This window comes from Oceanobacillus limi, from assembly GCF_900111445.1.
Lineage (GTDB): Bacteria > Bacillota > Bacilli > Bacillales > Amphibacillaceae > Ornithinibacillus > Ornithinibacillus limi.
Genome location: NZ_FOHE01000008.1, coordinates 111,927 through 138,447 on the forward strand (window position 1 = coordinate 111,927; position 26,521 = coordinate 138,447).

Genomic DNA, 26,521 nt, shown 5'->3' on the forward strand with positions numbered 1-26,521 from the left:
AAATAGGGATGGAAGACGTAAAAGGGAGGTTTATCTTGTGAGTATAGCTACTCAGAACAAAGGCTTCGCTGCCGTGTTATGGGACTACTTGACTACAGTTGACCACAAAAAAATTGGTAAATTGTATTTGTATGCAGGTGGTTTGTTTTTCCTACTCGGTGGGCTAGAAGCAATGATTATCCGTATACAATTAATCGAACCTGAAAATGACTTTATAACAGCAGGTTTATATAATGAAATGATTACAATGCATGGTACAACCATGATATTCTTGGCAGCCATGCCGTTACTACTTGGCTTAATGAATGCGATTATGCCATTACAAATAGGTGCTCGTGATGTTGCATTTCCATTTTTAAATTCATTAGGTTTTTGGATGTTCTTATTTGGTGGAATTATGTTAAACGTTAGTTGGTTTACTGGTGGAGCACCTGATGCAGGGTGGACAGCTTATTCACCATTATCAACCACCTCACCAGGTCATGGTGTAGACTATTATATTATGGGTCTTCAGTTATCGGGTGCAGGTACACTAATGGGTGGTATTAACTTTCTAGTTACGATCGTAAATATGCGTGCACCAGGTATGACGTATATGCGTATGCCATTATTCACATGGACAACATTTGTGATTAGTGTGTTAATTTTATTTGCGTTCCCGGCATTAACAGTAGGTCTTTTCCTATTAATGTTTGATCGTATGTTTGGAGCTGCATTCTTTGATGTTGCCTTAGGTGGTAACTCAATTATTTGGCAGCATATCTTTTGGATTTTTGGTCATCCAGAGGTTTATATTTTGGTTCTGCCAGCATTTGGAATATTTAGTGATATATTCTCAACTTTTTCTAAGAAAAGATTGTTTGGTTATACGGCAATGGTATTTGCAACCGTATTAATTGCATTCTTAGGATTCATGGTATGGGCTCACCACATGTTTACAGTTGGTATGGGACCTGTAGCAAACTCTATATTCGCAATTGCAACAATGGCAATTGCAGTACCAACAGGTATAAAAATCTTTAACTGGCTACTAACTTTATGGGGTGGACAGATCACAATAAATTCTGCCATGCTATGGGCATTAGGATTTATTCCAACCTTTACACTTGGTGGTATGACTGGAGTAATGGTTGCAGCATCAGTTGCCGACTATCAGTACCATGATACGTACTTTGTAGTGGCCCATTTCCACTATGTAATCGTTGGTGGGGTAGTATTCGGTATTCTTGCAGGTTGTCATTATTGGTGGCCGAAGATTTTCGGACGTATCCTACATGAAGGAATGGGTAAATTAACATTCTGGACATTCTTTATAGGTTTCCATTTAACTTTCTTTATCCAACATTTCCTAGGGCTAATGGGGATGCCACGTCGTTATTGGGTATTCCTTGAAGACCAAGGGTTAGATACTGGAAACTTTATCAGTACAATTGGAGCTTTCTTCATGGCATTTGGTGTTATTGTATTTTTAATCAATGCAATCTACACCGCTATTAAAGGGGAAAAAGCACCAGCTGATCCATGGGGAGGACGTACATTAGAATGGGCTATCGCCTCACCACCACCATATTATAACTTTAAACAATTACCATTAGTACGTGGGTTAGATCCTTTATGGATTGAAAAAGTAGAAGGTAAAGGAAAAATGACTCCAGCAGAGCCTTTAGGTGATGTACACATGCCAAATGGATCGTTTATTCCATTTGTTATGTCACTAGGTTTCTTTATCGCAAGTTTTGGTTTCATTTATCATGCAACTCATGATGTTGCCTACCTCTTCTTATTTGGTGGAATGGCAATTGGTCTTGGTAGTATGTTAGTGAGGTCTCTTAAGGATGATCACGGCTACCATATTACGAAAGAAGAACTTGAAAGGGAGGCTGACTAATATGAGTCACGATCATTCCTTAAATCCGGAAACAATGCCTCATAACCCAGAAAAAGCAACTCTAGAAGGGAAAAATAAATTCCTTGGTTTGTGGTTCTTTCTAGGTGGAGAGACGGTTCTTTTTGCAAGTTTATTTGGAACGTATTTAGCATTGAAAAATTCAACTGCTGGCGGTCCTTCATCAGAGGAATTGTTTGGGTTAGAATTAGTTTTCATTATGACAATGTTGCTATTGACTAGTTCTTTAACTAGTGTTTATGCAATGTATCATATGAAAAATAATGACTTTAAGAAAATGCAATTGTGGTTAGGAATAACTGGCTTGCTCGGTCTTGCGTTCCTATCCCTTGAGATTTATGAGTTCTATCATTATATCCATGAATATGGTTTTACGTTCCGTTCATCTGCCTTTGGTTCAGCTTTCTATACACTAGTTGGATTTCATGGAGGGCACGTATTATTTGGACTTTGTTGGTTAACAGCAATTATGGTTCGTAATGCCAAAAGAGGATTAAACCTATACAACGCTCCGAAATTTAATACTTTCAGTTTATATTGGCACTTTATTGATGTCGTATGGGTATTTATTTTCACTGTTGTATACTTAATGGGGAAGGTGGGCTAAATTATGGCAAATAACACCAATACCGGGAATTTTGATTCGTTCCATAAACAAAAACATAAAGATGAAATGGTAAAGCAACTAATTACTTTTGCGTTAATGATTGTATTTACTCTTATAGCCTTTGTAGTAGTACTGACAGGAGTAGATAAAATATTCGCTATACCACTATTGTTACTATTAGCAGTGGTTCAGGTTGCATTCCAATTTTATTATTTCATGCATATGAAAGATGCAGGCCATGAAATGCCATCCTTAATGATTTACGGAGGAATAGGAGCTGCTATAGTAACTATATTAGCTCTTACGTTAATCATTTGGTGGTAAGATAGAAAAGATCAGGACAATTCCTGATCTTTTTCTTTTAGCTAAGTCCTAGTTAGTTAGTTTTTTACGTAAAATGTCACATTTATAGCGTTTCCTCACTTGGAAAATACGTTATACTAAATTATATAAGTTTTTTTTGGAGGAAATTAACTATGTGGTTAGAGTTACAAATATTTGGATTTCGTGCACTATGGAGTCCGTATTTTCTATTATTTGTTTTATCACTAGGAATTGCTTATTTCTTAGTGACTGGACCTTTGCGACATAAATTTGGAGTAATTGAAAAACCAAGTGTGAAACAACAAGCTATTTTCTACACTGGTTTGCTCTTATTGTATCTTGTTAAAGGGTCGCCTATTGATTTGCTTACACATATTATGCTAACAGCTCACATGATGCAAATGGCTGTTTACTTAATCATTTTTCCAATCCTTATGATTAAAGGAATTCCTGCGTGGATTTGGGAAAAAGTAATTAAACTACCAATTATTTATCCTTTAATGCGGTTTTTAACCAAGCCATTAATAGCTATTCTACTATTTAATGCGCTGTTTTCGATTTACCATATTCCTGCGGTTTTTAACTTTTCGAAGACATCACTAGTAGCCCATACATCAATTTCGATTATATTATTGATAGCTGCTTTTATTGTGTTTTTCCCAATGATTTCGCCGGTTAAAGAATTGGATAAGTTAAAACCTTTATTAAAGATCTTTTATATATTTGGTAATAGTGTCTTAATTACTCCTGCTTGTGTACTCATTATTTTTTCAAATGTTCCATTATTTGAGGCGTACAGTGCTAGTGGTGCTTGGTTACAGGCATTAGCATTATGTGTGCCGGGAGACGTACTAAATGGTTTAACATTCACGCTGTCAGGACCAGAAATGTTCTCTCCGATGAGTACATTAGAAGATCAGCAACTTGGTGGTATTATTATGAAAATCATCCAAGAAATAGCCTATGGTACGTTACTAGCTCAAATTTTTTATGGTTGGTTTAATGCAGAAAGTCATAAGATAGATCCATTACCGGTAGCAAATGCTACGGATTCTAATTAAGTAGTTATAAATTAAATAGAGTGGAAAACGAGGATAAGCTTATGTTTTCCACTTTTACATAACGTATTTAGAAGCTTTTATGTAGAAAGGAAAATTAGTAATGTATATACTACCGACAATAAGTACATTTTTTATTGTTCTCAGTGCAATTCTTGTGGCAATCGGATGGAGACTCATTTCTAAAGGGAAAGCTAGTGCCCATAAAAAGGTTATGATATCAGCGGCGATAAGTGCCATCATATTTTTCATCATTTACGCATCTCGTACCATATTTACTGGAAATACAAGCTTTGGTGGGCCAGATGAGATAAAGATTTATTATACGATCTTCCTTGTGTTTCATATTATTCTAGCTACAACGGGTGCTGTGTTTGGTATTGTAACCTTAACACTAGCATTGAAAAGGAATATATCGAAGCATAGAAAGATCGGTCCTATTACAAGTATTATCTGGTTTTTCACTGCGATCACTGGTGTAGCTGTTTATTTACTATTATACGTATTGTTTGATGGTGGAGAGACAACGAGTTTAATAAAAGCAATATTAGGAACGTAAAAAGGTGTGAGGCTGAGGTCTCACACCTTTTTTTAATTTATATCTTTAAATTCCATTTGATAATTCCTGCTTCTTTAGCGGAGTTAAAGATTATAACAGCCATTGGACCTAATATAAATCCGAATAAGCCTAAGATTTGTAACCCTAAAAACATTGCTATTAGAGTTGCTAGAGGGGATAACCCAATATGTTTTCCCATAACCTTTGGTTCAACGGTTCTACGAATGGCGAGTAGAATTATTGCCAGTACGGATAATTGTACTCCCATTGATATATCACCAGCTAAGAACATAAAAATAGCCCATGGACCTAATATGATAATGGAGCCAATGATAGGTATTAAGTCTACTAACCAAATAATGATAGACATGACTAAAGCAATATCCGGCACAATCAGGAACAATCCGATTAGCGTAACAATTAAAATTGGTATACTTACTAGAAACTGTGCTTTGAAAAAACCAACAACTACACTTTTTATGCGGTTCGTCATAAACGAAACCTTTTCAGCTGTTTGTACGGTAAATAATTGATACGTTTGAGCAGTGAGTTTTGGCAATTCTAACATAAAAAGAAATAAAGCGATTAAGTATACAATGAAACTAATTAAGTATTGAGGAATTGCCGCAAATGCTTTTGAAATATTTTCAATTGTTAATTTATCTTTTGCCGTATTTGTTAAGTCATTTACGTATCCTTGAATGCTTTCTGAGATCTCTTCAAAGAATTCTGGTGGCAAATCTTGCGTATAAATCTCTAACTTTTCTTCCCACTCTAGAATGATGACGTTGATTTGATTTACATAAGTTGGTACAGTTTCAACAAAATTTATAACTTGAGCTACTGCTTTTGTAACGAAAAATGTAGCAAGGAATCCAATTAACAATATGAAAAGTAAAAATACAACGAGAACAGAGTTTTTTCGACTAAATTTCAACCTACGTTGGACTAGCCTAACAGTTGGATTCAACGCTAAAGCTGTAATTAAAGCAATAACCAATGGAAGGGCAATTGGTAAAATAAAATAAAGCGCTAATAGTAATAATAGAAGCACTACTGATAAAATGATAAATTTCCATTGACGTTTCGTAATTTTTAAGGACAAAAGACGTGAAGTCTCCTTTCAAAAAACACTAAATTTCAGAATACATTCCTATTCAAAATATAGCACGTAATCCCGATTTTGAACAGATTTTTTTCCTTTTATACATTTGCAATATGAAAAGCCAACAGCTAGTAACTGGCTGTTGGCTGGTGTCTAAGGTATAAGTTGATTCTTTTAAGAGTTACTTTTCGTAATTAGTAAGTTCCTCTTTGACCTTTGCAACAAGTTTATGTGCACGTTCTACAAGATTTTCAGGGAAGTTTTCTTCTTCACCATATTCAACACCATGAGGGTAATAATGTTTACCTAGTAATGGTGTTAATAACTTAATAACGGCATTTCCTCTATCAACATCGCCTTCAACAGCATATCCTTGAATTCGAATATAATATGTAACATTTTTTTCTTTTGAACCTATTTTATAATCATATGTAACTCGTTCATAATCCCATTGACCAGCACGGATAAATGCATGTTTTCCCATAATATGATCAAGTGGCTTTAAATCCATAACTGTATCTTCAATTCCTAAGTTTTCTAGCTTCATTTTCTCCACCTCACAAAATTATCATCACTAAAACTATAATAGTACGAATTCCACCAAGTTGCAACGGAAAAGGGAAAACATTTCCTACGATTTCCTATTGAGTTCATGAAATTGAAACAACTCTTTTCTAGTATAATTCAACCATTTTAGTATAACTATTAAGAATGTAATTGAACTCTAATACATATAGTAGTTATATCATAATAGGAGAAGGGGAAAGAAACATGCGAACTTTAGTTCACGTATTGGTTGTCGTATTTTTATTAACGGTTGTAGCAATCCTTGGCTTTATGAAGGAGGCTGGATCAGCAGAAAAGGCTATAGATCATATTGCACTAGTCTTTCAAGATAAGAGTCTTGACTTGAAGCAAAAAAAGCTACCGGAGAAGCGGATTGCAGATCAAAAATTAGAAGGAGATCTATTTGATTGGATTGGCAAAAAACCAGAGGAACTGGTAGAAAAATACGGGGAGCCAATTCGAATAGATCCTAGTGCTTATACCTATGATTGGTGGGTTTACACCAATGAAGAAACTCACTTCATTCAATTTGGAGTTGCAGAAGGTGAAATTATTACAATTTATGCTACTGGGTTAGACTTGGAAATCGCTCCATTCTCGATAGGTGATTCCTATGATTTGGTAGATAAGGAGTTACCTTTTGAACAAGAAGTGACTTATACGAGTGGACCATCATCCTATACTTTTCAGCTTACGGACGAGGATTTACAGCATCGACCTTTAGCTAAAGTAACAAGTGATTTATTTATTCAAACTTATTTCGATTCTTTTACGGAACAATTATCTTCTATACGAATTATGAAAGGGGATGTTCTCCTACAACACCACCCATATGCTATGGAATACCGAGGGGAGATACCAAGTTCTCCAAATCCAAGTGAGGAGAAATGGGCGGATATTGAACATGGGATGGAGCAACAGGTGTTTGAAATATCAAACGTGATACGAAATTATTTTAATAAGTCACAACTGAAATGGGACGACAAGGTACGTGAAGTTGCTTATAGCCACAGTAGGGATATGGCTGAGAATAATTATTTCTCTCATTATGGTTTAAGTGGTGACGGATTAAAAGAACGACTTGCTGAAAATGAAGTGTATTACTTTGCAGCTGGTGAAAATATTGCCGCACAATATGTAGATGCACCTGCAGCTGTTCAAGGATGGTTAAATAGTGAAGGCCATCGGGAAGCGCTATTAAACAATAAATATACGCATTTAGGCGTTGGGGTGTATCGACTGTATTACACACAGAACTTTTTAACCAAGCCATAAACATCTTCAAATAAGTATGTTTAAAATTTCATTATACTTTCAGAAACGATTGGATAGATGCACAGTTAATATTTCTAAGCATACCCTAATTAAAGGATAAATTAGTAATTTCAGGCGATACCTGCAAAGAAAAATGGGGTGAATGATGTGAGTAATGATTTGCATCCTAAAGTCGTTGCTTTTAAGAAGTTTATTAATGAACATCCAAAATTAAGGGAAGAAATTAGAAAAAGTGGTCGGTCGTGGCAGGAGTATTATGAAAAGTGGATATTACTTGGTGAAGATGATCCACTTTGGGATAAGTTTGAGAAAGATAGTAATGAATCAGAGAAAAAATCAGGGAATAAATCAGAATTTTTTTCCCAGTTAATGAAATTAACAGAGAATGTGGATGTCGATAAAGTTCAAAAGCAAGTACATGAATTAAGTAGTACGGTAGCTACTTTACAAGAACTATTGGGGCAGTTTCAAGACAAGAAAAAATCAAACCAGTATCAACAAAACCAGCCTTACCACTGGTTTAGGGATTGATCCGTATTATGAATAGCTCATGTTATAATTATTTAAAATCTCGACCAGAATTGCTGCAATTTGTACGAAGTAATCCGATGTGGTACCGTTATTTGACTAGAGATCCTAACAGGATTTATGAGATAGAAAAGGAAGCGAAACGGTTTTATGGTAAAACTTTTCCACAGCAAGTAGAAAAGATAAATAATGGAGTACAGATGGTTGGGATGTTTTTACAATTCGCAGAAACAATGAAAGATTAGCCGTTTTCATTTTCACCGTATCAAATTAATGGTAAGATATAGGTGGAGGTGATACTACGTATGATAGCTACACTTGAATATGTAGATATACTAGATCGAGCTGAGTTACTAGGAAATATGATCATACAATCGGAAGTTGTTGTTGCTTTTCAAAAAGCACGTAATGAACTTAATACCGATCCAGAAGCACAAAAGCTAATTCGAGCTTTTAATGATATAAAAGAACAATACGAGGATGTACAGCGTTTTGGGAGATACCATCCTGATTATAATGAGATTATGAAGAAGGTCCGTACCACCAAGCGTGAGATGGATATGCATGAAAAGGTTGCAACCTATAAAATAGCTGAACGAAATCTACAGCGGTTACTGGATGAAATTAGTGAGCACATTGCACATAGTGTAAGTAAGGATATAAAAGTTCCTAAGGACGGAGCAGCATTATCCGATAGCGGGTGTGGCTGCGGTAGTGGAGGTAGCTGTGGCTGTGGAGGGAGTAAGGCTTCCTAAGCAACTTATTAAGGCATCACTCTTTTTGGAATATTACTGATATTAACGGTGGAAGCGAGGAGGCATAATGAGAACGAAGCGACAAGGTATCATTGTTTGGTTTCAGCATATGAAAAATCTTAAGCAAATTAAGCGATATGGTCACTTACTTTATACATCGAAAAAACTCAAATATGCAGTTCTATATGTTGACCAATCAGCAATTGAAGAAATTGAGGCAAAACTATCGAAGCATTCTTTTGTCTCACGTGTAGATCGTTCTTTCAAGCCTGATATTCGTACGGATTTTGAAAATGCGAAGCCTGATAAAGCAAAGCAGTATGATTATAAAATGGGTATATGAAACTTTGCGGTTATACGAGCCGCAAAGTTTTTTTGTATTATATTTTTTACTAGAATCCACTTCTTTATTAGATTGGAATGAGTATAGTAAACTTTAATGTTAAAATTCCTAAGCAATAAAAAAACCTGCAGAAATAATTCTGCAGGTCCCTTTGTTTTCTTGTTAGAAAACAAAAAGGCAAAGGGAGAGGAGAAACCGGAGGAGAACTTATGGGGAAGTGTAAGTCTCTTCTCCGTGTTTTGAAACAACCAAGCTACGCATTAGCTGTCTCATGTGTTATTATGGACAAGGATTAGAAATATATACTTATTTTCTAATATTTTTTTAGAAGTGGAGTAAGTACAAATTTAAACCGTTTTATGATAGGATTAATGTCGAATAATGTCACAGGATGAGGTGCTTTGATGCGGATAGTTGCAGGTATACATAAAGGAAGACAATTGAAAGCTGTACCTGGTAAGTCAACTCGGCCAACTACTGATAAAGTGAAAGAGGCTATATTTCAAGTGATGGGTCCATTTTTTGACGGAGGTACTTGTTTAGATTTGTTTGCAGGAAGTGGTTCATTAGGAATCGAAGCAATTAGTAGAGGAATGGATAATGGTATTTTTATTGATAAACATCCAAAAGCTATACAAACAATCCATGAGAATATCCGAAACTTTAAATTGGAAGATGTTACAGAAGTTTATCGCACAGACGCATTTCGTGCGTTAAAAGCTGTAGACAAGAGAGACCTTAAATTTAATTTGATTTTTTTAGATCCACCGTATGGGAAAGTTAATTACACAAATTTATTGCAGGATATCGAAAAGAATCAACTGTTAACTGATGATGGCATTGTCTACTGTGAACATGATCCAAAAGAATTATTTGAGATACCTATGGATAATTACCAAATACTAAAGCAAGGTGATTATGGTGGCGCTATTGGGGTAACGATAATTAAAAAATCTTGAAGAACATATTGGTTAGGGAGGTTTAAGCTAGTGAGTAGATTGGCGATTTGTCCAGGAAGTTTTGATCCGATAACATATGGACATTTGGATATTATAAGACGAGGGGCTTCAATATTTGACGAAGTAATCGTTGCGGTTTTTAATAACCAGTCAAAAAATCCATTATTTTCTGTTGAGGAACGAATGTATCTCATTGAAGAGTCAACAAAAGATTTACCAAATGTTTCAGTTGATGCAAGTGCTGGACTACTAATAAACTATGCAAAAGAAAAGAATGCACAAGCTGTTCTGCGAGGGTTACGAGCAGTAAGTGACTTTGAATATGAGATGCAAATTACATCGATGAATCGGAAATTAAATGAAGAGATAGAAACTTTATTTATGATGACAAACAATCAATATTCCTTTTTAAGTTCAAGCATCGTTAAAGAAGTTGCAAAGTATAAAGCAAATGTTTCTGATTTAGTGCCAGAGGTAGTTGAAAAAGCATTACAGGACAAATTTAAATAATTATCAGAGGGGACCTTTAACACTATAGAACGATGGATAGGTTTTGGTGCCAAGACTATTTCAGGAAAATCCCATAGCTGATACGTTTACTAGTAAAGGAATCAGTTTGGATTTTCCTTCCGTATTTGAAGTCTTATTGCAGATAACGTATTTTAATGTGTCGTAACTCTTTAGTTTGGCGAGATTTCATATTCTCCATCTTTCAATATAGATTTCAGCTACATGTAAGCTGATCCAATTGCAGAAGAAGGTATAATGTTTTTTTAGTAACCAGCCATCTGATATTTACCTTTCAGCTCCGCTTTCTCCTTCATTACATTACAATTTCCTTGCTAAAAACTTATCCCTTTACTGACCTTTCGCAATTTCCAAAGGCTGTTACGGTAACAGTATTTTCGATTAACACAACTCTATTTCAGCAAATTCTTTAATATCTCTTTAATCGACGGAAGATGATTATAGCAGAAATGAATAAGAATGCCATCGTTACTATTGGTCCGAATTGATTGAACAATTCTAAAACATAATACATCGTATTTTCTTGGTAAACTGGTTTGCTTACAGGTATTTGATCGAGTTCAATTACTTGACGATTAATATACAGAGGTTTGTACAAAATAATTACTAACATACCCGCAATGAAGCCGTGTAAAATTCTAGCCATAAAATAAGGAGTAAATCGAATATCTGTCTTGGAAATGATGCTGGCTACTTGTGCTTGAACAGAAAATCCATTAAATCCAAGAATGAAGCTAACGATGATCATACTTGAAAGGAAAGGATCAATTGATTCTTTGGAAATTAAGTTAGCTCCAATGGTTATTTCAAATAGACCAGAAATAAAAGGTAATGCCAGTTCTACAGGTAATCCTATCAAGCTAAAGATCGTCTGAAATGCAACAGCTATAACTGGTGTTATATCTATTAAAAATAACAGTTTCGTTAATACGGAAAATAAGATAATGAAACCTCCAACCATCACCAATGTCTTAATGGAATTTAGTACAGCATCACCCATTATTTCACCGAGAGGGCGTGAATCTTTCAATCGTGTCTCGTGCATTTCTTTAAAGGCGCGTTTTAAGGATACTTTTCTTCTGCTATTGTTCTGTTGTTTAGGTGCTTCTGCTTTTCGCCCGTAAAAACGCATGCAAATACCTACCATGGCATTTCCTACGTAATGGCATATTGCTAGCAAAATACCAAGTTTGGGATCATGAAAGAAGCCTACAGAGATTGCCCCGAATATAAATAGCGGACTAGAAGCGTTGGTAAAGGAAACAAGACGTTCTGCTTCAATTTGAGTTAATTGCTTTTCTTCTCGTAATCGAACGGAAATCTTTGCTCCAGTAGGGTAACCACTTGCCATCCCCATAATCCATGCAAAGCTACCAGCCCCTGGAACATTAAATAAAGGACGCATGATTGGTTCAAATAATACGCCAACAAATCGAACTACTCCGAAACTAAGCAATAAATCTGCTATAATAAAAAATGGTAATAAAGATGGAAAAACAATTTCCCACCACATATCGAGTCCACGGATACTTGCTTCCAAAGCGTCTTGTGGGAATTTAATTAAAGTAAACGCAAAAAAGATGGTGAATCCTGCTAGCATTAAGGTTTTTATTATTTGTTTCAACATATTGCCTCCTAAAGGTGAATCTTGTCTGTACTTATTTTTATAGGAATAGTAAAATAATTTTAGCTTGTCCCTTATGCAATTCATTTGAAAAATCCTTTTAAGAGGTATATCCTATATGAATTACTGGACAGTTAAATCAAATATATTGGTTATCTAAAATCCGTTGAACAAAAATCGTTCATCACAAAGTGAATTGAGTTTTAAAATATGTACAGGCTATCGTATTTTTAAGACAGGTTTGCATGTTTATATCAATATACGCACATACAACCTAGGTTTATGCCATACACTTTTTTACAAGCTATTAGAATTTTGTAGAGTTTATGTGATCCACAAGTTGTATATTAGGTCATTCAACAGTTAAAGGGAGTTTTACGATGAAATTTTCCAAGAAGCAGATAATATTCTTAGTGATTGTCGTTGCCGTAGCTTTATTCCTTTCTTCATATAAGTTACCTTTTTATATTCAAAAGCCTGGGGGAGCAGATGAGTTAAACCCAATTGTTGAAGTTGTAAATGGTTTTGAAAGTGAAGGGGATATGCATTTGGTAACAGTCAGAGGTGGACAAGCTAGCCCAATTCAATATATGTTTGCGAAACTTTTACCCTATCAAGACGTTTTACCACTTCATCAAGTTCGTCCAGAAGGAGTTTCTGAGGAAGAATATATTCAGGCTCAATTGCAGATGATGGATAGTTCACAGGAAAAAGCCATCGTAGTAGCTTATGAAGCTGCGAATGGTAATATATCAATTGAGGATAATGGAGTATATGTAGTATCTGTTTTGGAAGGGGTTCCTGCTGCTGAAATTCTTCAAATGGGAGATTTAATAATGGCTATTGATGAAATTGAGATCCAGCGTGCAGAGGATTTAATTAGTTATGTAGAAAACAAAAAGTCAGGCGACACCATAACAGTTGAGTTTGAACGAAATGGTGAAATACATACGGAAGACATTTTGCTTAGTGAGTTAGAAGAACTTGATAACAATGTTGGAATTGGAATTAGTTTAGTAACGGATAGAAATGTAGAAGTTGACCCAGAAGTAAAATTTTCCAGTGGTAGAATAGGTGGTCCGAGTGCTGGTTTGATGTTCTCCTTAGAGATATATGACCAACTAGTCGAAGAAGACTTAACGAAAGGCTATGAGATAGCAGGAACTGGCGAAGTTGACTACGAAGGTAATGTAATGCGAATTGGTGGTATTGATAAGAAAGTAATTGCTGCAGACCGAGAAGGTTGTGATATTTTCTTTGCTCCGAATGAAAATGGAGCAAGCGATTCGAATTATGAACTTGCTAAGGAAACGGCAAAAGAAATTGAGACAGATATGAAAATTGTGCCTGTAGATACATTTCAAGATGCACTCACTTATTTAGAGGAGTTAGAATAAAAAATAGACCTGGTAAGGTCTATTTTTTTGTTACAATTGGACCGATTATTTCTTGTTTAAACAGACGATGCCGATTTTTAATAGGTAATACGCTGTAATAAGCGTTGGTTGCTCGTTCCTCCATAATAAGCATTTCATTAGTGTTACGACTTAGCTGTGTTACTAATGGGACATTCATTTCTTTTTTACGTACATTTAAATAAGCTTGTCCTTTTGAAGTTAAACCTAACAACCTAACGTAGGGTATCGTTGTTATATTCTCAATATGTTCCATCTCATACTTCTTTGTATTCGTTAGAAGATGTACGAATATACGTTGGATCCTTGTCCACGTATACCGTTTTGTTTTGATGTTAGAGACCCAATCTCTAAACGATATTGCTTTTTGAGCAGTCTTTTTTATACGATGCTCGATCCCTTCATCCATACCTTGGATTTCGGATAACTCATCTATACTCATCGTTTGAACTCGGTAAATTAAATAAGGAAAGTACCTTTCCCAATCATGCCAAGCTGTTGCCGTCTGCTTATATTCTTCTAACTGGTTGATTGTTGCTTCAGGCATTGTATAATGAATATTACTAATGGGGCGTTCGTGTTCTATTAATTGTCTACGAATACTTGTTGCGCTCGATATAGCACTGGTAATGGTTTCATCATGATAGTTATTACTTGTTCGTTTAATTGTGAGTGGTTCGATAGATAGCTGATGGTCTTTTATTGCTTGGACATAACTAAAGCCAAGAATGTTGTTTGGTTTTGACAGATCCATTTCCTGTTCGGTTAAACCGATGGCTTGATAAGCTTCTTTACTCGCTTCCGGATAGGAAAGGCCTTTGTTCAATCCTTTTTTTAGTTGGTATCGATAGGTATGGTCCTCTTTATGTAGTGTTTCATAACTAGTTAGAAATGGAGTTATCTCTCCCGTCTCGCTCCCAAAACAAATTGTATCAACTCCAACTTCGTGAAGTGTTCGTACTGCTCCAGAAGCAAATAATTTACTGCTTTGAACAGCAAACGGATAGGGCAACTCTAACATAATGTCAATACCTGTTTGAAGAGCGGCTTTTGTACGGTGAAACTTATCCATTATAGCCGGCTCCCCCCGTTGTAAAAATGACCCACTCATCACTGCGATCATGCAATCTGCTCCAGAAGTTTTTTTAGCTTCTTGAAGGTGGTAAACATGTCCATTGTGAAAAGGGTTATATTCGACAATTAGCCCACACGCTCTCATAATTAACACTCCTACAATCTAATTATGGTATATTGTACCAAAAAAACATTATATGTGCATGATGTATTGGTGTTTGGTACGCTTAATATAATGATTACATTATAATCAAAAGGGAATACTATTCCTAAATTTGAGTACTTTTTACAATCTGTAAAGAAAATATATTGACAAAACGCTATTTTCCTTTTACAATTACTCTTGTTGCCTTGAGGTGAAAACAATGAAATTTACAGTAGCACAAATTAAGAAAAAAGCATTTAATGAGCCTTTCACATTTGCTGATAAGGTCGATGTTTCTGAACTTGAAACAATGAACAATGATATACGACAAATCAAACCTGTCGATGTACAAGGTGAGTGCACGGTACATGGGGATCAATTTATTTTTCAATTTACAATACGTGGAGAAATGATCTTACCATGTGCAAGAACATTAGTAGATGTTACTTACCCATTTGATATTCGAGCTCGCGAGATATTTACGACGACATCGTATCTTGCAGATGGAGATCAAGAGGATGAAATTCATTTAATTGATGGAGAAGTGCTTGACTTAACGCCGTATATCAAGGAAAATATCTTATTGGAGGTTCCTTTTCGAGTGTTTTCTGATGAAGCGGATGTCCAAGAAAACTTCCTTCAAAAAGGAAATGATTGGGAAGTAACTTCAGAAAATACAAAAGAAAAGAAAATAGACCCACGTTTGAAAAAACTGGAGAATCTATTTAAAGATAACGAGAAAGAAAAATAAGAATTTTGATTCATGTTTTGCTTTCGTATTTGAAGGAGGTGTAAGTCATGGCAGTACCTAAAAGAAGAACTTCTAAAAAAGTAAAAAATCAACGTCGTACTCATAAAAAATTACACGTACCTGGCATGGTAGAATGTTCAAATTGTGGTGAACTAACAAAACCACACCATGTATGTAAATCATGTGGACATTATGATGGTAAAGAAGTTGTAAACAACTAGTTGAGAGAAACAGATCACAAGAATAAGTGATCTGTTTTTTTATATAAAATATTTCTAAAACCAGGAGGGAAATATGGAAGAAACTGTTCGTTATCAATATAAAAGCGATGGGTATAGTGTAATTACTATTGATCGCGCAGAGAAACGGAATGCAATTTCTAATCAAGTTGCACAGGATATGAAACAAGCAATTCAACGTGCCTTAAAAGATAAATGTAAATTTTTGATCGTAACGGGTGCAGGTGAGAAAATGTTTTGTTCTGGCGGTGATTTACGAGAACTTCACGGTGATTTAACACCAGATGCTGCCTACGAGCACTTGAACCAAATGAAGGAAATTTTATATTCAATTGTATCTTTTCCAGTTCCAACAGTTTGTTTGTTAAATGGTAATGCATTAGGTGGAGGTTGTGAATTAGCCAGTGCTTGTGACTTTAGAATTGCAAAAGAAGATACAAGTTTTGGTTTTGTTCAAACTACATTAGGTATAGTCCCGGGCTGGGGAGGCGGAGCTTTATTATATGAAAAATTGTTTCCTAGTTTTGCATATCAGTGGTTAATGGAAGCGGAAGTTTATTCTGATAAATTCTTACAACAAAAAGGGTGGATACATAAAGTAATTTCAAATAGCGATTGGAACAAAGTCGAAGAAATATTAGCTCCATACCTGTCAAAGTCTTACGAACAAATGACAGCATTGAAGGGACAGTACAATGACAGGATGAAATTAGATGATCTTTATCAAAAGATGAACGAAGAAGTTCGTAAATGTGCTAACCTATGGGATTCTGTTGAGCATATCGAAGCTGTTGAACGTTTTTTAAATCGTAAGTAATTTATAATAAATTAAGCATAATTAGTAAATTTTCATGGTTAAATACTAAAGTGTGATTCTATCACTCCTACTTTTAGCATACATTGATAGCAAATAGATAAGGAGTGATGTTATGAATGCGACACGTCAGGATGCTTGGACCGAAGACGAAGATATTATATTAGCAGAGACAGTGCTTCGCTATATTAGAGAGGGGAAAACGCAACTAGAAGCATTTAAAGAAGTTGCAAAACGATTATCAAGAACATCGGCTGCCTGTGGCTTTCGGTGGAATGCTACAATTCGTAAAGAATACTCTGAAGCGATTCAACAAGCCAAAGAAGAGAGGAAAAAAGGGAATAATCTACCACCTAAACAAACTACACTTTGGACTGGTGCTGAAAAAGCTTCTCAAGAGAAGGACACATTAGAGACAGCGATTCTATTGTTAGAAAAAATGAAGTCCGAATATTCCACTCAACATGATATAAATAAGCATGAGAAATTATTAAACCAGTTAAAAGAAGAAAATGAGCAATTAAAGGAAAAGCTAACGAGATATGAGAATGCATGGAAAGAAATGGGCAATTTGTGGAACTGGGTTAGGGAAAAAGATCAAAAATAGTTAAAAATTGATATCTTTATTTCATATATTTTATTGCCATTATATTAGCCATGTAATAGTAAAAAGACATGAATGAGTTGATGAAAAACCATTCATGTCTTCCTCTTTATTTATGTCATTCGGAATGATTCTGTTCTTTAACACCTTGTGGTAGCCAAATTAATGGATTTTCCCCTAGATCTCTTTCCATTTCGTATTTTGCCTTTTGGAAGCCCATTCTCTCCCAGAATCCATGGGAGTTAATTCTTGGATTCGTTTTAATTGGAAGATTAAAACTCTTGGCGAAATCGACTAATTCCTTTCCATATTTTTTATTACGGTAATGTGGAAGCACTTCCAATTTCCACAACTCTAAATAATCTTGTGGTGGTTCGAAATATGCGTCATACTTTTTGTTAACCTTATATAGACTCATTCTTGCTACGAGTGTATCTCCATAGTAAATACCATAAAAAGGTGATTCACTGTTATTTTCTACGATATTTGACTCCAAGTCTTCTAGCATAGATAATTCCTGATTGCCATATTCTTTAAACCGTTTAAACTCTTCTAAAGTTTTATAATTAATTAAAAGTCTTTCAACCTTTACCTCTTGCATACAAACATCCTCCCCGATGTCAGAATTATATATTGTTTTTGTATCTTTGATATTATTATAATATAAATGGCCGTAGAAATAAATAACATAGTTGGAATCATATAAGTGTTAAGAATTTTCATGAACATTTATTTGGGTTAAGATAAATTGCTGTGTCTTAAAACAGAAAGCATGAAATTCTTTTTGTTTTTAGGTACAATACGAATTGAATCGGAATGAAGTGTGAACGAGATAAATGATCAAACTTTAAAGGAGCATGTAATCTATGCAGATAGAACCAGTACATATAGAGAATAAAAATCAATTTATACGTGATTATCGAAACAATGAGCAGAATGTTATGCGGCATTTTGATTACACAGCATCATTTAAAGGGATGGAAGAAAGGGTTTCTGAGTTAAAGGAACGAGAATACCAAAGGGAAGAATTAGCGACTACCTTATATGAGATGAATAAGCAGTGGGATGCTCCTAGCGATACGTTGTCAAGAATAGAAATGTTACGTGACCCGAATAGTGTAGTAGTTATTGGTGGTCAACAAGCTGGTTTACTTACTGGCCCTTTATATACTATAAATAAAGTGATTTCCATAATACAATTGGCAAGAGAGCAAGAACGACTATTAAATATCCCCGTTATTCCTGTGTTTTGGATAGCGGGTGAGGACCATGATTTTGCTGAAATCAACCATGTGTACCTACTTAATAAGAATAAAATGAAAAAACATACGATCAATCATTACATTTCGGATAAACGTTCGGTGTCTAATATAGAAATAGATGAAGAAGCCGTAATGGACTGGCTTGAAAGTCTTTTTGAATCTTTAACAGAAACTTCTTATACAAAAGATTTGTATGTAAAGGTCAAAAATTGTTTAAGAAAATCTGAAACATATATTGATTTTTTTGCAAGAGTAATATTCCAATTATTCGATGATGAAGGTATTGTTTTAATCGACTCTGGTGATGCGAGGATTCGAAACTTAGAAAGTGAATATTTTATGAAAATGATTGATCACCAACATGAGTTAAGTGAAGGTGTATACCAATCATCCGAAATTATTAGACAAGAAGGCTATTCGATCTCACTAGATGTTGAGCGAGATGATGCACATTTATTTTACCATCATAATAGTGAACGAATTTTATTAAAACGAAATGAAGCGGGAGAATGGGTTGGTAAACAAAATGAAGTTCGTTTAACCACAGATGCTATTCGGAAAATCGCTGAAACTACACCAGAGAACTTGAGTAATAATGTAGTTACTCGTCCAATTATGCAGGATTTAGTATTTCCTACATTAGGATTTGTTGGTGGGCCAGGTGAGATCAGTTATTGGTCGGTGTTAAAACCGGCATTTGAAGTGTTGAATATTAAAATGCCCCCCGTAATTCCAAGGTTATCTTTTACATACATCGATAGAAAAATAGAAAAGTTGTTATCGAGATATAACATCCCATCCATTGATGTGATCAATAAAGGAGTGGATGTGCAAAAGGTAAATTGGCTAATGGCAAAAAGTGACCCGCCGGTAGAAAAGGTTGCAAATGAAGTGAAGCGAATTATTGAGGAAGCGCATAAACCGCTTCGTGAAATAGCTGGGCAGCTTCAATCAGATCTGGGTGATTTGGCAGACAAGAATTTGTTTTATTTACACCGAGAAATCGAATTTATGGAAGGAAGGATCCTAAAAACGTTAGAAGCAAAATACGAAAAGGAGTTAAGTGGGTTTGACCTACTAAATGAGACCTTGCATCCGCTTGGTGGATTGCAGGAGAGGATTTGGAATCCAATTCCTTTCATTAACCAGTATGGGCTATCTTTTATCAAGCAATTAACTAAGGAAACGTGGTCGTATGAACATGACCATTATTTGGTACGGCTTTAATCTGTTTGCAATTTAATATGAATTAATGCGTTCTCGTTCTCTTTACCTAACATGGCTTTGGTGAAGAGGACGTTTTTATTTGTTCATTTATTACAAAATGGTAAGGAGAAAGTCGATTCGGACAAAGGAGCTTCTTCTACAGTGTGGTGTTTAATCGCGACTTAGCTTTTGGCAAATACATAAGTAACCCATGATGCTATCAATGAAATGAGACGTAAGAATTAATTCACCACTTTTCTCCACTTTCGTATTCATAACCGATATAAAAGTGGGGTGAATGCTGATTTCATGGTGTTTATTATAACTGGGTCATATAAAAATGAGATGGTTTTAAAGTGAGTTACATGGGACGAAAGTAACAATTTTACCATTTGAATAATTTTTAGTGTAATAGAGTGGTGAAAAGTGGGGGGATGTGGTAAGATAGTTACATGAAAGTGGGGCGAACTATATGTTCATGGGTGAATTTCAACATAACATTGATACAAAAGGAAGAATTATTGTCCCTTCCAAATTCCGTGAAGACCTTGGAGAAAGCTTTGTAGTCACCCGTGGATTAGATAAGTGTTTGTTCGCATACCCAATGGAAGAGTGGAAATTACTAGAAGAAAAGTTAAAAAAACTCCCATTAACAAAAAAGGACGCTAGAGCTTTTACGCGTTTTTTCTTTTCTGGAGCAGTAGAATGTGAAGTGGATAAGCAGGGAAGAATAAATATTCCACAACCACTTAGAAATTATGCTGTTTTGGATAAAGAGTGTGTTGTGATCGGTGTATCGAATCGAATTGAGTTCTGGGCTAGTGAAAATTGGGAAGATTATTTTAATGATTCTGAGGAATCTTTTGCTGAAATTGCCGAGAACCTATTGGATTTCGACATTTAACGAATACAACAAATCAATGAAGTGGGTGTAAACGTGTTTGAACATTTTACAGTACTAAAAGATGAAACAGTAAAAGGATTAGATATAAAACCGAATGGTACATACGTGGATTGTACCGTTGGCGGGGGAGGGCATTCTGAAAGGATTGCTTCTCATTTAGACGAAGACGGATTGTTGGTTGCGTTTGATCAAGATATTGATGCGTTAACTGCAGCGAAGGAGAGGTTAGCACCATATGCCGATCGGATGTTATTTATACATAATAACTTCAGGCAAATAGAGTCTGAACTAATGAAAAACAATATACATGAAGTAGATGGTGTCTTATTTGACTTAGGTGTTTCCTCCCCACAGTTGGATAGAGGGGAAAGAGGATTTAGCTACCAGCATGATGCAAGACTAGATATGCGGATGAATCAAACGCAAGAGTTAACTGCGTATGAAGTTGTAAATGAATGGCCTTACAATAGGCTGGTTTCTATCTTTTTTAAATACGGGGAAGAAAAATTTTCGAAACAGATAGCGAGAAAGATCGAACAATATCGAGAGAATGCTCCCATTGAATCAACACATCAATTAGTTGAAATTATTAAAGAAGCTATTCCTGCTCCAGCGCGAAGGAAGGGAGGGCATCCGGCAAAACGTATTTTTCAAGCAATCCGTATTGCCGTAAACGATGAACTAGATGCTTTTAACGATGCGCTTCATCAAGCTGCGAGAGTTGTAGGGATTCGAGGGAGAGTTGCGGTGATTACTTTTCATTCATTAGAAGATCGATTGTGTAAACAAGCTTTTAAAAAGTGGAGTACAGCAAAAGAAACACCAAGAAACCTACCTATAATCCCAAAAGAATACGAGGCTCCATTCAAATTGTTGACACGTAAGCCGATAATAGCTAATGAAGATGAGTTAGATGAAAATCGCCGTTCACGATCTGCGAAATTAAGAATTGTTGAAAAGGTCAATGAATGGAATGATGACTTTATTTATGAAGAAGGGTGGAAAAAATAATGGCAGCTAATCATGCTAGAACATGGCAAACATATACGTCACAACCTACACATCAAACAACACCTGAAAAGAAGAAAGTAGTAGTTCGAAAGCATAGTTGGATAACAAAGGGAGAGAAAGTATTATACTCTTTTGTAGGTGCTTTGTTATTAGTTGCTGGTGTTTATATTGTATCTTTCTCGTCTTCTACCGATTCGTTAAATAGAGATCTACAATCTTTGGAACAAACGGTACAAACTCAGGAAGTGACAAATGAAGCATTAATGTTTGAAATTAAAGAATTGAGTAGACCAGAGCGTATTACCCAACGAGCTAAAGAGAGTGGTTTAACGATTCAAAATGCTAAAGTCAAGCAAGCGAGTTCCGTTAATAATTAAATAAGGTGATAAGAGATGAAAAAGAATCAAACGACCCACTTTATGACAGGTATTTTTATCATCTTTTTTGTAGCGATTTTTTTGATCCTTACTGGTAGGTTTATTTATATACAGGCCTCTGGCGAAGTTCAAAACGTTTCCTTGGAAGAATGGGCAATAGAAAAAAGGACTTCTTCCTACACGCTTGAATCAGAGCGAGGGAAAATCTTTGACAATAATGGTATGACACTAGCATATGATATGCCCACATATCGAATGTATGCCATTGTTGATCCAGCATTTTCGGAAAACTTAGAGAGCCCAAAGCATGTTGATGATCCTGTCAGTGCTGCTAATAAATTGGCGCCATTACTAGATGTGGATGAAAAGTATATTCTAGACCAAATAAATAAAGGCATTGATACGCAAAGGACGCAAGTAGAGTTCGGGAATGCAGGTAGAGCGTTAAGTCAAAGTGAAATGGAAGCAATAGATGATTTGAATATACCGGGGATTAATTTTTACCGTGAATCCTCTAGGTACTACCCTAACGGTATGTTTGCTTCTCATATCATAGGGTTTGCCCGAGATGAGGAAGTTGAAACAGAAGACGGAGCGATCGTTCGACAGGTCAAAGGGATTGCTGGTATTGAAAACGAAATGAATGACCTATTAGGTGGAAAAGATGGTTACATATCATATCAACGTGATTTGTATAATAAAAAACTACTAGATCCGAATGAAGTGATTCAAGAACCTGAAAATGGAGATAATGTTTACTTGACGATCGATCAGAAGGTTCAAACGTTGTTAGAAGATGTTATGTCTCAAGTTGAGGACAAATATTCACCTGAAAGGATAACCGCAATCGTAATGAACCCGAAGACTGGTGAGATAGTTGCGATGGGGAACCGACCGAGCTATAATCCAAACAACCCATCCAATGTGGAGAATTGGTATAATGATGCTATTTCAACTCCTTTTGAACTTGGGTCAACAATGAAAATGTTCACCTGGGCTGCTGCGATTGAAGAAGGGGTATATAATGGATCTGAAGGATTTAAATCAGGTAGTTATAAAATAAATGACCGCGTAAAAGCGATTAACGACCATAATTATGGTAAAGGTTGGGGAACGATTTCTTACGATGAGGGGTTTGCTCGTTCTTCGAATGTTGCTGCCTCAAAACTAGTATGGGAAAAAATTGGACCAGATAGTTTTCTAGAATACCTAGAAGATTTTCACTTTGATCAATTATCAGGTATTGATTTACCTGGTGAAGTGGGGGGGCAGATTCTATATAATTGGCCAGCCGAAAAGCTAACAACTTCTTTTGGTCAAGGTAGTACGGCTACACCAATTCAACTAATGAAAGCTGCAACAGCTATTGCTAATGATGGTCAGATGGTTCAACCTTATACTATAAAACAAATTGTTGATTCTACAACTGGCAAATTACTAGAAGAGAACGAGACGAAAGTAGTGGGCAATCCAATCTCAAAAGAAACCGCACAACAGGTGAAAGAATTACTTGTATCAGTAGTTCAGTCGGAACACGGTACCGGAAGTAGATTCAATTTACGTGATTATTCTGTAGCTGGAAAAACTGGTACAGCAGAAATACCGAATCCAGAAGGTGGAGGATACTTAACTGGAACTGGTAATAATGTCTACTCGTTTCTTGGGATGGCGCCTGCAGATGATCCTGAGCTAATGATGTATGTTTCTGTTAAACAGCCTGATTTAGAAACAGAAAATGGTATTGAGTCAGGAAGTAGTCCTGTTTCTTTTATTTTTAATCATGTCATGGAGAATAGTTTGCATTACTTAGATATCGAGCCTGATAAGGATGATTCCACTGATTTACAGCAGATTGAAATTCCTGATCTCATTGGAAAAAAAGTTTCTGTTCTACGAGAGGATTTAATAAGTAAAGGGATAACTGTAAATGTAGTAGGTGAGGGGGGTCAGGTTTCAGCATCCAATGTAAAAACTGGTGAATCGATACTACCTAATGAACGGGTTATTTTAGTTACAAATGAGCCAACCATGCCGGATGTTACAGGATGGTCTATGCGAGAAGTCTTGAAGCTTGCAGGTTTATTAGGAATTGAATTGGATATTAGTGGACATGGTTATGTCTATAAGCAAAATATCGATGAAGGAAGTTCAATTTCACAAGATGACAAGTTACATGTAGAGCTTATACCACCAACAGAAATAGGTGAAGCAGAAGAATCGGACGATGAGGAAGAGTAGGAGAATTTCCATTTAAGGAAGGACTGTATATGAATTGGGATCTATTATGCGGCGTAATGTATTACCGCTACGGAAAGCGAAGTATTCTGTCGTAGCAGTTTTATACCGCTAATAAGTGAAAAGTTAGTAACCTCCAACATAAAGTTACGTCGCATAATATACATGAAACGTTATTAGTGATGCGATAAAAGTTTATGTGAATCACGAAGTCTATGAAAGAATATCACTCTTAAGTTTACTATATGTTAATGTATAAAGGTTTAGATGAACAGATATCCCAAACGATATAACGTATTGATTTTAAAACAGTGTACTATTCAGTTTTTTAAACTCATATAGTGGATACAAGCCTACCTATGAAGAGGGGATGTAGTATGAAACGAGTATCCACTGTAACAGTCAGAAAACGTTTAGTCACTGTTTTTCTAATTGGACTAGTTTTCTTTGCGATCATTGATTTTCGATTGGGATATGTCCAATTTATTATTGGCGATCAATTAATGGACCTAGCTGACGAGTCATGGAGCAGAGATATCAAGTTTCAGCCTGAAAGAGGGTATATCTTAGATGTTAATGGGGATGTATTAGCTGAAAATGTAACGGCACCTTCCGTTGTCATTGTTCCTAGACAAGTAAAGGATCCGGAGTACACAGCAGAAAAAATAGCATCAGTTCTAGATATTACCTATGAAAAGGCGCTTGAAAAAGTGACAGAAAATTCATCTTCGGTAAATATCCGACCAGAAGGAATAAAAATATCTAATGAACAAGAAAGAGCATTGCGAACTTTGAATTTAGATGGTGTCTATTTGGCGAAGGATTCTAAGAGGCATTACCCATATGGAGATGACTTGGCACATGTACTGGGATTTACGGGAATTGATAACCAGGGACTTATGGGGTTGGAACTATATTATGATGAAATGCTAAATGGTGACGAAGGTAGCTTATCTTTTTACTCTGACGCTAAAGGTGGAAGATTAGAACAACTTGCAGATAGTTATACACCACCAAAAGATGGATTAGATTTAAAAACGACAATTGATTCACGCGTACAAACCATTATGGAAAGGGAGTTAGATTTAGCAGTCGCAAAATACAACCCAGATGGTGCATTAGCGATTGCGGTAAACCCGAAAACGGGCGGAGTGTTAGGGATGACATCTCGTCCAACGTTTAACCCTGAAAACTATCAAGAAGCAAATCCTGATATCTATAATCGTAATTTACCAATTTGGAGCACCTATGAACCAGGATCAACATTCAAAATAATAACTTTAGCAGCAGCTTTGGAAGAAGATATAGTCGATTTAGATGAAGATGAATTTCATGATCCTGGACATATTGAAGTCGATGGTTCAAACCTTCATTGCTGGAAAGATGGAGGGCATGGACATCAAACCTTTCTAGAAGTTGTTCAAAACTCGTGTAACCCTGGTTTCGTTCATTTGGGACAGGAGTTAGGAAAAGAAAAACTATTTTCTTACATTGATAGTTTTGGCTTTGGAAAGAAAACAGGAATTGACCTTCAAGGAGAAGGGAATGGGATCTTATTTAAACCAGAGAACGTCGGTCCGGTGGAATTAGCGACCACTGCATTTGGGCAAGGGGTTTCTGTTACGCCAATACAACAAGTTATGGCTGTATCAGCTGCGATCAATGGTGGTTATTTGTATGAACCACATGTTGCTAAAGAATGGGTTGATCCTCAAACAAAAGAAGTTGTTTCTAAAGTGGAACCGACCGTAAAAGATCAGATCATTTCTACATCGACTTCAGAAGAAGTAAGACGAGCGTTAGAGAGTGTTGTTGCGCAAGGCTCTGGTAGACCTGCTTATGTTGATGGCTATCGTGTTGGTGGGAAAACTGGAACAGCACAAAAAGTTGGGCCAAATGGTGGTTATTTGGAAAATAACCATATCGTATCATTTATTGGATTTGCGCCGGCAGATGATCCGGAAATTGTCGTATACGTTGCGGTTGATAACCCAAAAGATACGATGCAGTTTGGTAGTGTTGTATCTGCCCCTATTGTAGGTTCTATTATTGGAGATAGTTTAAGAGCACTTGGCGTGGAACCTAGAGAAGGTGGAATGGATAAGGAATATCAATGGCCAGATGAGCCACCAGTAGAAGTTCCAGATTTAATAGGACTGAAAAAGGGAGAATTAACGAAATATATGACCAATTTAACAGTTGAAGCTAGTGGTCAAGGAGATTATATTGTAGATCAGTCTCCAAAAGCGGGATCAAAGGTTGAGGCAGGATCTAAAATAAGAATTTTCTTATCAGAGGAAAATGATACAGATTAGTGCTAGCTTTTGATATAATAATTTATAAAAA

28 protein-coding genes are annotated in these 26,521 nt (G+C 35.9%); 23 read left to right on the forward strand and 5 right to left on the reverse strand.

The genetic code is table 11. The features are described 5' to 3' along the window. Window positions 1-37 precede the first annotated feature (37 nt). The 5 genes from ctaD to BMX40_RS10400 all read left to right on the forward strand — a co-directional run bounded on the left by ctaD (window position 38) and on the right by BMX40_RS10400 (window position 4,454). Window positions 38-1,888, forward strand: a complete 1,851-nt coding sequence (gene ctaD, locus BMX40_RS10380; RefSeq protein WP_090869561.1) for a cytochrome c oxidase subunit I — start codon at window positions 38-40, stop codon at window positions 1,886-1,888. 1 nt (window position 1,889) lies between these two features. Then, on the forward strand, window positions 1,890-2,513 hold the full coding sequence (locus tag BMX40_RS10385) for a cytochrome (ubi)quinol oxidase subunit III (protein WP_090869563.1): 624 nt from the start codon (window positions 1,890-1,892) through the stop codon (window positions 2,511-2,513). A gap of 3 nt (window positions 2,514-2,516) precedes the next feature. Further along, entirely contained in the window at window positions 2,517-2,837 is a 321-nt protein-coding gene (gene ctaF / locus BMX40_RS10390; protein ID WP_090869565.1) for a cytochrome c oxidase subunit IVB, read from the forward strand. A gap of 152 nt (window positions 2,838-2,989) precedes the next feature. Next, the gene (ctaG, locus tag BMX40_RS10395; protein WP_090869567.1) at window positions 2,990-3,898 is read left to right on the forward strand and encodes a cytochrome c oxidase assembly factor CtaG; all 909 of its coding nucleotides are present in this window, start codon (window positions 2,990-2,992) and stop codon (window positions 3,896-3,898) included. A 100-nt stretch (window positions 3,899-3,998) separates the two neighbouring features. After that, a complete protein-coding gene (locus tag BMX40_RS10400; RefSeq protein ID WP_090869569.1) occupies window positions 3,999-4,454 on the forward strand; it encodes a DUF420 domain-containing protein in 456 nt (151 codons plus the stop codon). A 37-nt stretch (window positions 4,455-4,491) separates the two neighbouring features. Here BMX40_RS10400 and ytvI read toward each other — a convergent pair whose 3' ends face one another. Next, window positions 4,492-5,559 carry a sporulation integral membrane protein YtvI gene (ytvI, locus tag BMX40_RS10405; RefSeq protein ID WP_090869571.1) on the reverse strand — a complete coding sequence of 356 codons (1,068 nt, stop codon included), beginning with the start codon at window positions 5,557-5,559 and terminating at the stop codon, window positions 4,492-4,494. Window positions 5,560-5,740: 181 nt separating this feature from the next. Beyond that, window positions 5,741-6,106 (reverse strand): YugN family protein, encoded by a 366-nt coding sequence (locus tag BMX40_RS10410; RefSeq protein WP_090869574.1) that lies wholly within the window; start codon window positions 6,104-6,106, stop codon window positions 5,741-5,743. Between the two features lie 224 nt (window positions 6,107-6,330). Here BMX40_RS10410 and BMX40_RS10415 point away from each other — a divergent pair, with 224 nt between their 5' ends. The 7 genes from BMX40_RS10415 (at window position 6,331) to coaD (ending at window position 10,496) form a co-directional block, all read left to right on the forward strand. After that, complete coding sequence (locus BMX40_RS10415; protein ID WP_244513487.1) at window positions 6,331-7,401, forward strand: CAP domain-containing protein; 1,071 nt, start codon at window positions 6,331-6,333, stop codon at window positions 7,399-7,401. A 147-nt stretch (window positions 7,402-7,548) separates the two neighbouring features. Then, window positions 7,549-7,932, forward strand: coding sequence for a spore coat protein YlbD (gene ylbD / locus BMX40_RS10420; RefSeq protein ID WP_090869576.1), 384 nt, complete (start codon window positions 7,549-7,551; stop codon window positions 7,930-7,932). An 8-nt stretch (window positions 7,933-7,940) separates the two neighbouring features. Continuing rightward, window positions 7,941-8,174: a YlbE-like family protein gene (locus tag BMX40_RS10425; RefSeq protein WP_090869578.1), complete on the forward strand. Its 234-nt coding sequence runs from the start codon at window positions 7,941-7,943 to the stop codon at window positions 8,172-8,174. Window positions 8,175-8,234: 60 nt separating this feature from the next. Further along, a complete protein-coding gene (locus tag BMX40_RS10430) occupies window positions 8,235-8,684 on the forward strand; it encodes a YlbF/YmcA family competence regulator (protein WP_090869581.1) in 450 nt (149 codons plus the stop codon). Window positions 8,685-8,751: 67 nt separating this feature from the next. After that, window positions 8,752-9,027 (forward strand): YlbG family protein, encoded by a 276-nt coding sequence (locus BMX40_RS10435; protein WP_090869584.1) that lies wholly within the window; start codon window positions 8,752-8,754, stop codon window positions 9,025-9,027. A gap of 404 nt (window positions 9,028-9,431) precedes the next feature. Beyond that, window positions 9,432-9,986 (forward strand): 16S rRNA (guanine(966)-N(2))-methyltransferase RsmD, encoded by a 555-nt coding sequence (gene rsmD / locus BMX40_RS10440; protein ID WP_090869586.1) that lies wholly within the window; start codon window positions 9,432-9,434, stop codon window positions 9,984-9,986. A gap of 30 nt (window positions 9,987-10,016) precedes the next feature. Continuing rightward, complete coding sequence (gene coaD / locus BMX40_RS10445; protein WP_090869589.1) at window positions 10,017-10,496, forward strand: pantetheine-phosphate adenylyltransferase; 480 nt, start codon at window positions 10,017-10,019, stop codon at window positions 10,494-10,496. Between the two features lie 427 nt (window positions 10,497-10,923). On the opposite strand, the gene ylbJ is transcribed toward coaD, so the two are convergent. After that, on the reverse strand, window positions 10,924-12,138 hold the full coding sequence (gene ylbJ, locus BMX40_RS10450) for a sporulation integral membrane protein YlbJ (protein ID WP_170840750.1): 1,215 nt from the start codon (window positions 12,136-12,138) through the stop codon (window positions 10,924-10,926). A gap of 380 nt (window positions 12,139-12,518) precedes the next feature. Here ylbJ and BMX40_RS10455 point away from each other — a divergent pair, with 380 nt between their 5' ends. Next, window positions 12,519-13,535: a SepM family pheromone-processing serine protease gene (locus BMX40_RS10455; RefSeq protein ID WP_090869593.1), complete on the forward strand. Its 1,017-nt coding sequence runs from the start codon at window positions 12,519-12,521 to the stop codon at window positions 13,533-13,535. A 19-nt stretch (window positions 13,536-13,554) separates the two neighbouring features. On the opposite strand, the gene BMX40_RS10460 is transcribed toward BMX40_RS10455, so the two are convergent. Then, window positions 13,555-14,772: a nucleotidyltransferase gene (locus BMX40_RS10460; protein WP_090869596.1), complete on the reverse strand. Its 1,218-nt coding sequence runs from the start codon at window positions 14,770-14,772 to the stop codon at window positions 13,555-13,557. Between the two features lie 220 nt (window positions 14,773-14,992). Here BMX40_RS10460 and BMX40_RS10465 point away from each other — a divergent pair, with 220 nt between their 5' ends. From BMX40_RS10465 to BMX40_RS10480, 4 genes are all read left to right on the forward strand, one after another. Then, complete coding sequence (locus BMX40_RS10465; protein ID WP_090869598.1) at window positions 14,993-15,523, forward strand: YceD family protein; 531 nt, start codon at window positions 14,993-14,995, stop codon at window positions 15,521-15,523. Window positions 15,524-15,570: 47 nt separating this feature from the next. Next, a complete protein-coding gene (gene rpmF / locus BMX40_RS10470; RefSeq protein ID WP_088050071.1) occupies window positions 15,571-15,744 on the forward strand; it encodes a 50S ribosomal protein L32 in 174 nt (57 codons plus the stop codon). A 73-nt stretch (window positions 15,745-15,817) separates the two neighbouring features. Continuing rightward, window positions 15,818-16,579 (forward strand): enoyl-CoA hydratase/isomerase family protein, encoded by a 762-nt coding sequence (locus BMX40_RS10475; protein ID WP_090869601.1) that lies wholly within the window; start codon window positions 15,818-15,820, stop codon window positions 16,577-16,579. A gap of 112 nt (window positions 16,580-16,691) precedes the next feature. Further along, a complete protein-coding gene (locus BMX40_RS10480; protein WP_090869604.1) occupies window positions 16,692-17,183 on the forward strand; it encodes an RsfA family transcriptional regulator in 492 nt (163 codons plus the stop codon). A 115-nt stretch (window positions 17,184-17,298) separates the two neighbouring features. Here BMX40_RS10480 and BMX40_RS10485 read toward each other — a convergent pair whose 3' ends face one another. Further along, complete coding sequence (locus tag BMX40_RS10485) at window positions 17,299-17,781, reverse strand: N-acetyltransferase (RefSeq protein WP_090869606.1); 483 nt, start codon at window positions 17,779-17,781, stop codon at window positions 17,299-17,301. A gap of 265 nt (window positions 17,782-18,046) precedes the next feature. On the opposite strand from BMX40_RS10485, the gene bshC reads away from it, so the two are divergent. From bshC to BMX40_RS10515, 6 genes are all read left to right on the forward strand, one after another. Continuing rightward, on the forward strand, window positions 18,047-19,669 hold the full coding sequence (gene bshC, locus BMX40_RS10490; protein WP_090869609.1) for a bacillithiol biosynthesis cysteine-adding enzyme BshC: 1,623 nt from the start codon (window positions 18,047-18,049) through the stop codon (window positions 19,667-19,669). Between the two features lie 451 nt (window positions 19,670-20,120). After that, a complete protein-coding gene (gene mraZ / locus BMX40_RS10495; protein ID WP_090869611.1) occupies window positions 20,121-20,552 on the forward strand; it encodes a division/cell wall cluster transcriptional repressor MraZ in 432 nt (143 codons plus the stop codon). Between the two features lie 33 nt (window positions 20,553-20,585). Continuing rightward, window positions 20,586-21,563: a 16S rRNA (cytosine(1402)-N(4))-methyltransferase RsmH gene (gene rsmH, locus BMX40_RS10500; protein WP_170840751.1), complete on the forward strand. Its 978-nt coding sequence runs from the start codon at window positions 20,586-20,588 to the stop codon at window positions 21,561-21,563. Continuing rightward, the gene (gene ftsL / locus BMX40_RS10505; protein ID WP_090869616.1) at window positions 21,563-21,940 is read left to right on the forward strand and encodes a cell division protein FtsL; all 378 of its coding nucleotides are present in this window, start codon (window positions 21,563-21,565) and stop codon (window positions 21,938-21,940) included. Before rsmH ends, ftsL begins: the two co-directional genes overlap by 1 nt. Before the next feature lie 15 nt (window positions 21,941-21,955). Beyond that, on the forward strand, window positions 21,956-24,178 hold the full coding sequence (locus BMX40_RS10510; protein ID WP_090869619.1) for a penicillin-binding protein: 2,223 nt from the start codon (window positions 21,956-21,958) through the stop codon (window positions 24,176-24,178). Window positions 24,179-24,552: 374 nt separating this feature from the next. Beyond that, window positions 24,553-26,490, forward strand: a complete 1,938-nt coding sequence (locus tag BMX40_RS10515; RefSeq protein ID WP_090869621.1) for a stage V sporulation protein D — start codon at window positions 24,553-24,555, stop codon at window positions 26,488-26,490. The last annotated feature ends 31 nt before the right edge of the window (window positions 26,491-26,521 follow it).

Bases quoted from the DNA above. Each gene is read 5' to 3' on its own strand.
- rpmF (WP_088050071.1), top strand. From the start codon at position 15,571: ATGGCAGTACCTAAAAGAAGAACTTCTAAAAAAGTAAAAAATCAACGT.
- ctaF (WP_090869565.1), top strand. From the start codon at position 2,517: ATGGCAAATAACACCAATACCGGGAATTTTGATTCGTTCCATAAACAA.
- bshC (WP_090869609.1), top strand. From the start codon at position 18,047: ATGCAGATAGAACCAGTACATATAGAGAATAAAAATCAATTTATACGT.
- BMX40_RS10400 (WP_090869569.1), top strand. From the start codon at position 3,999: ATGTATATACTACCGACAATAAGTACATTTTTTATTGTTCTCAGTGCA.
- BMX40_RS10480 (WP_090869604.1), top strand. From the start codon at position 16,692: ATGAATGCGACACGTCAGGATGCTTGGACCGAAGACGAAGATATTATA.
- mraZ (WP_090869611.1), top strand. From the start codon at position 20,121: ATGTTCATGGGTGAATTTCAACATAACATTGATACAAAAGGAAGAATT.
- BMX40_RS10435 (WP_090869584.1), top strand. From the start codon at position 8,752: ATGAGAACGAAGCGACAAGGTATCATTGTTTGGTTTCAGCATATGAAA.
- BMX40_RS10510 (WP_090869619.1), top strand. From the start codon at position 21,956: ATGAAAAAGAATCAAACGACCCACTTTATGACAGGTATTTTTATCATC.
- BMX40_RS10410 (WP_090869574.1), bottom strand. From the start codon at position 6,106: ATGAAGCTAGAAAACTTAGGAATTGAAGATACAGTTATGGATTTAAAG.
- BMX40_RS10430 (WP_090869581.1), top strand. From the start codon at position 8,235: ATGATAGCTACACTTGAATATGTAGATATACTAGATCGAGCTGAGTTA.
- BMX40_RS10385 (WP_090869563.1), top strand. From the start codon at position 1,890: ATGAGTCACGATCATTCCTTAAATCCGGAAACAATGCCTCATAACCCA.
- BMX40_RS10425 (WP_090869578.1), top strand. From the start codon at position 7,941: ATGAATAGCTCATGTTATAATTATTTAAAATCTCGACCAGAATTGCTG.
- ftsL (WP_090869616.1), top strand. From the start codon at position 21,563: ATGGCAGCTAATCATGCTAGAACATGGCAAACATATACGTCACAACCT.
- BMX40_RS10455 (WP_090869593.1), top strand. From the start codon at position 12,519: ATGAAATTTTCCAAGAAGCAGATAATATTCTTAGTGATTGTCGTTGCC.
- rsmD (WP_090869586.1), top strand. From the start codon at position 9,432: ATGCGGATAGTTGCAGGTATACATAAAGGAAGACAATTGAAAGCTGTA.
- BMX40_RS10460 (WP_090869596.1), bottom strand. From the start codon at position 14,772: ATGAGAGCGTGTGGGCTAATTGTCGAATATAACCCTTTTCACAATGGA.
- ctaG (WP_090869567.1), top strand. From the start codon at position 2,990: ATGTGGTTAGAGTTACAAATATTTGGATTTCGTGCACTATGGAGTCCG.
- BMX40_RS10515 (WP_090869621.1), top strand. From the start codon at position 24,553: ATGAAACGAGTATCCACTGTAACAGTCAGAAAACGTTTAGTCACTGTT.
- BMX40_RS10475 (WP_090869601.1), top strand. From the start codon at position 15,818: ATGGAAGAAACTGTTCGTTATCAATATAAAAGCGATGGGTATAGTGTA.
- BMX40_RS10465 (WP_090869598.1), top strand. From the start codon at position 14,993: ATGAAATTTACAGTAGCACAAATTAAGAAAAAAGCATTTAATGAGCCT.
- BMX40_RS10415 (WP_244513487.1), top strand. From the start codon at position 6,331: ATGCGAACTTTAGTTCACGTATTGGTTGTCGTATTTTTATTAACGGTT.
- BMX40_RS10485 (WP_090869606.1), bottom strand. From the start codon at position 17,781: ATGCAAGAGGTAAAGGTTGAAAGACTTTTAATTAATTATAAAACTTTA.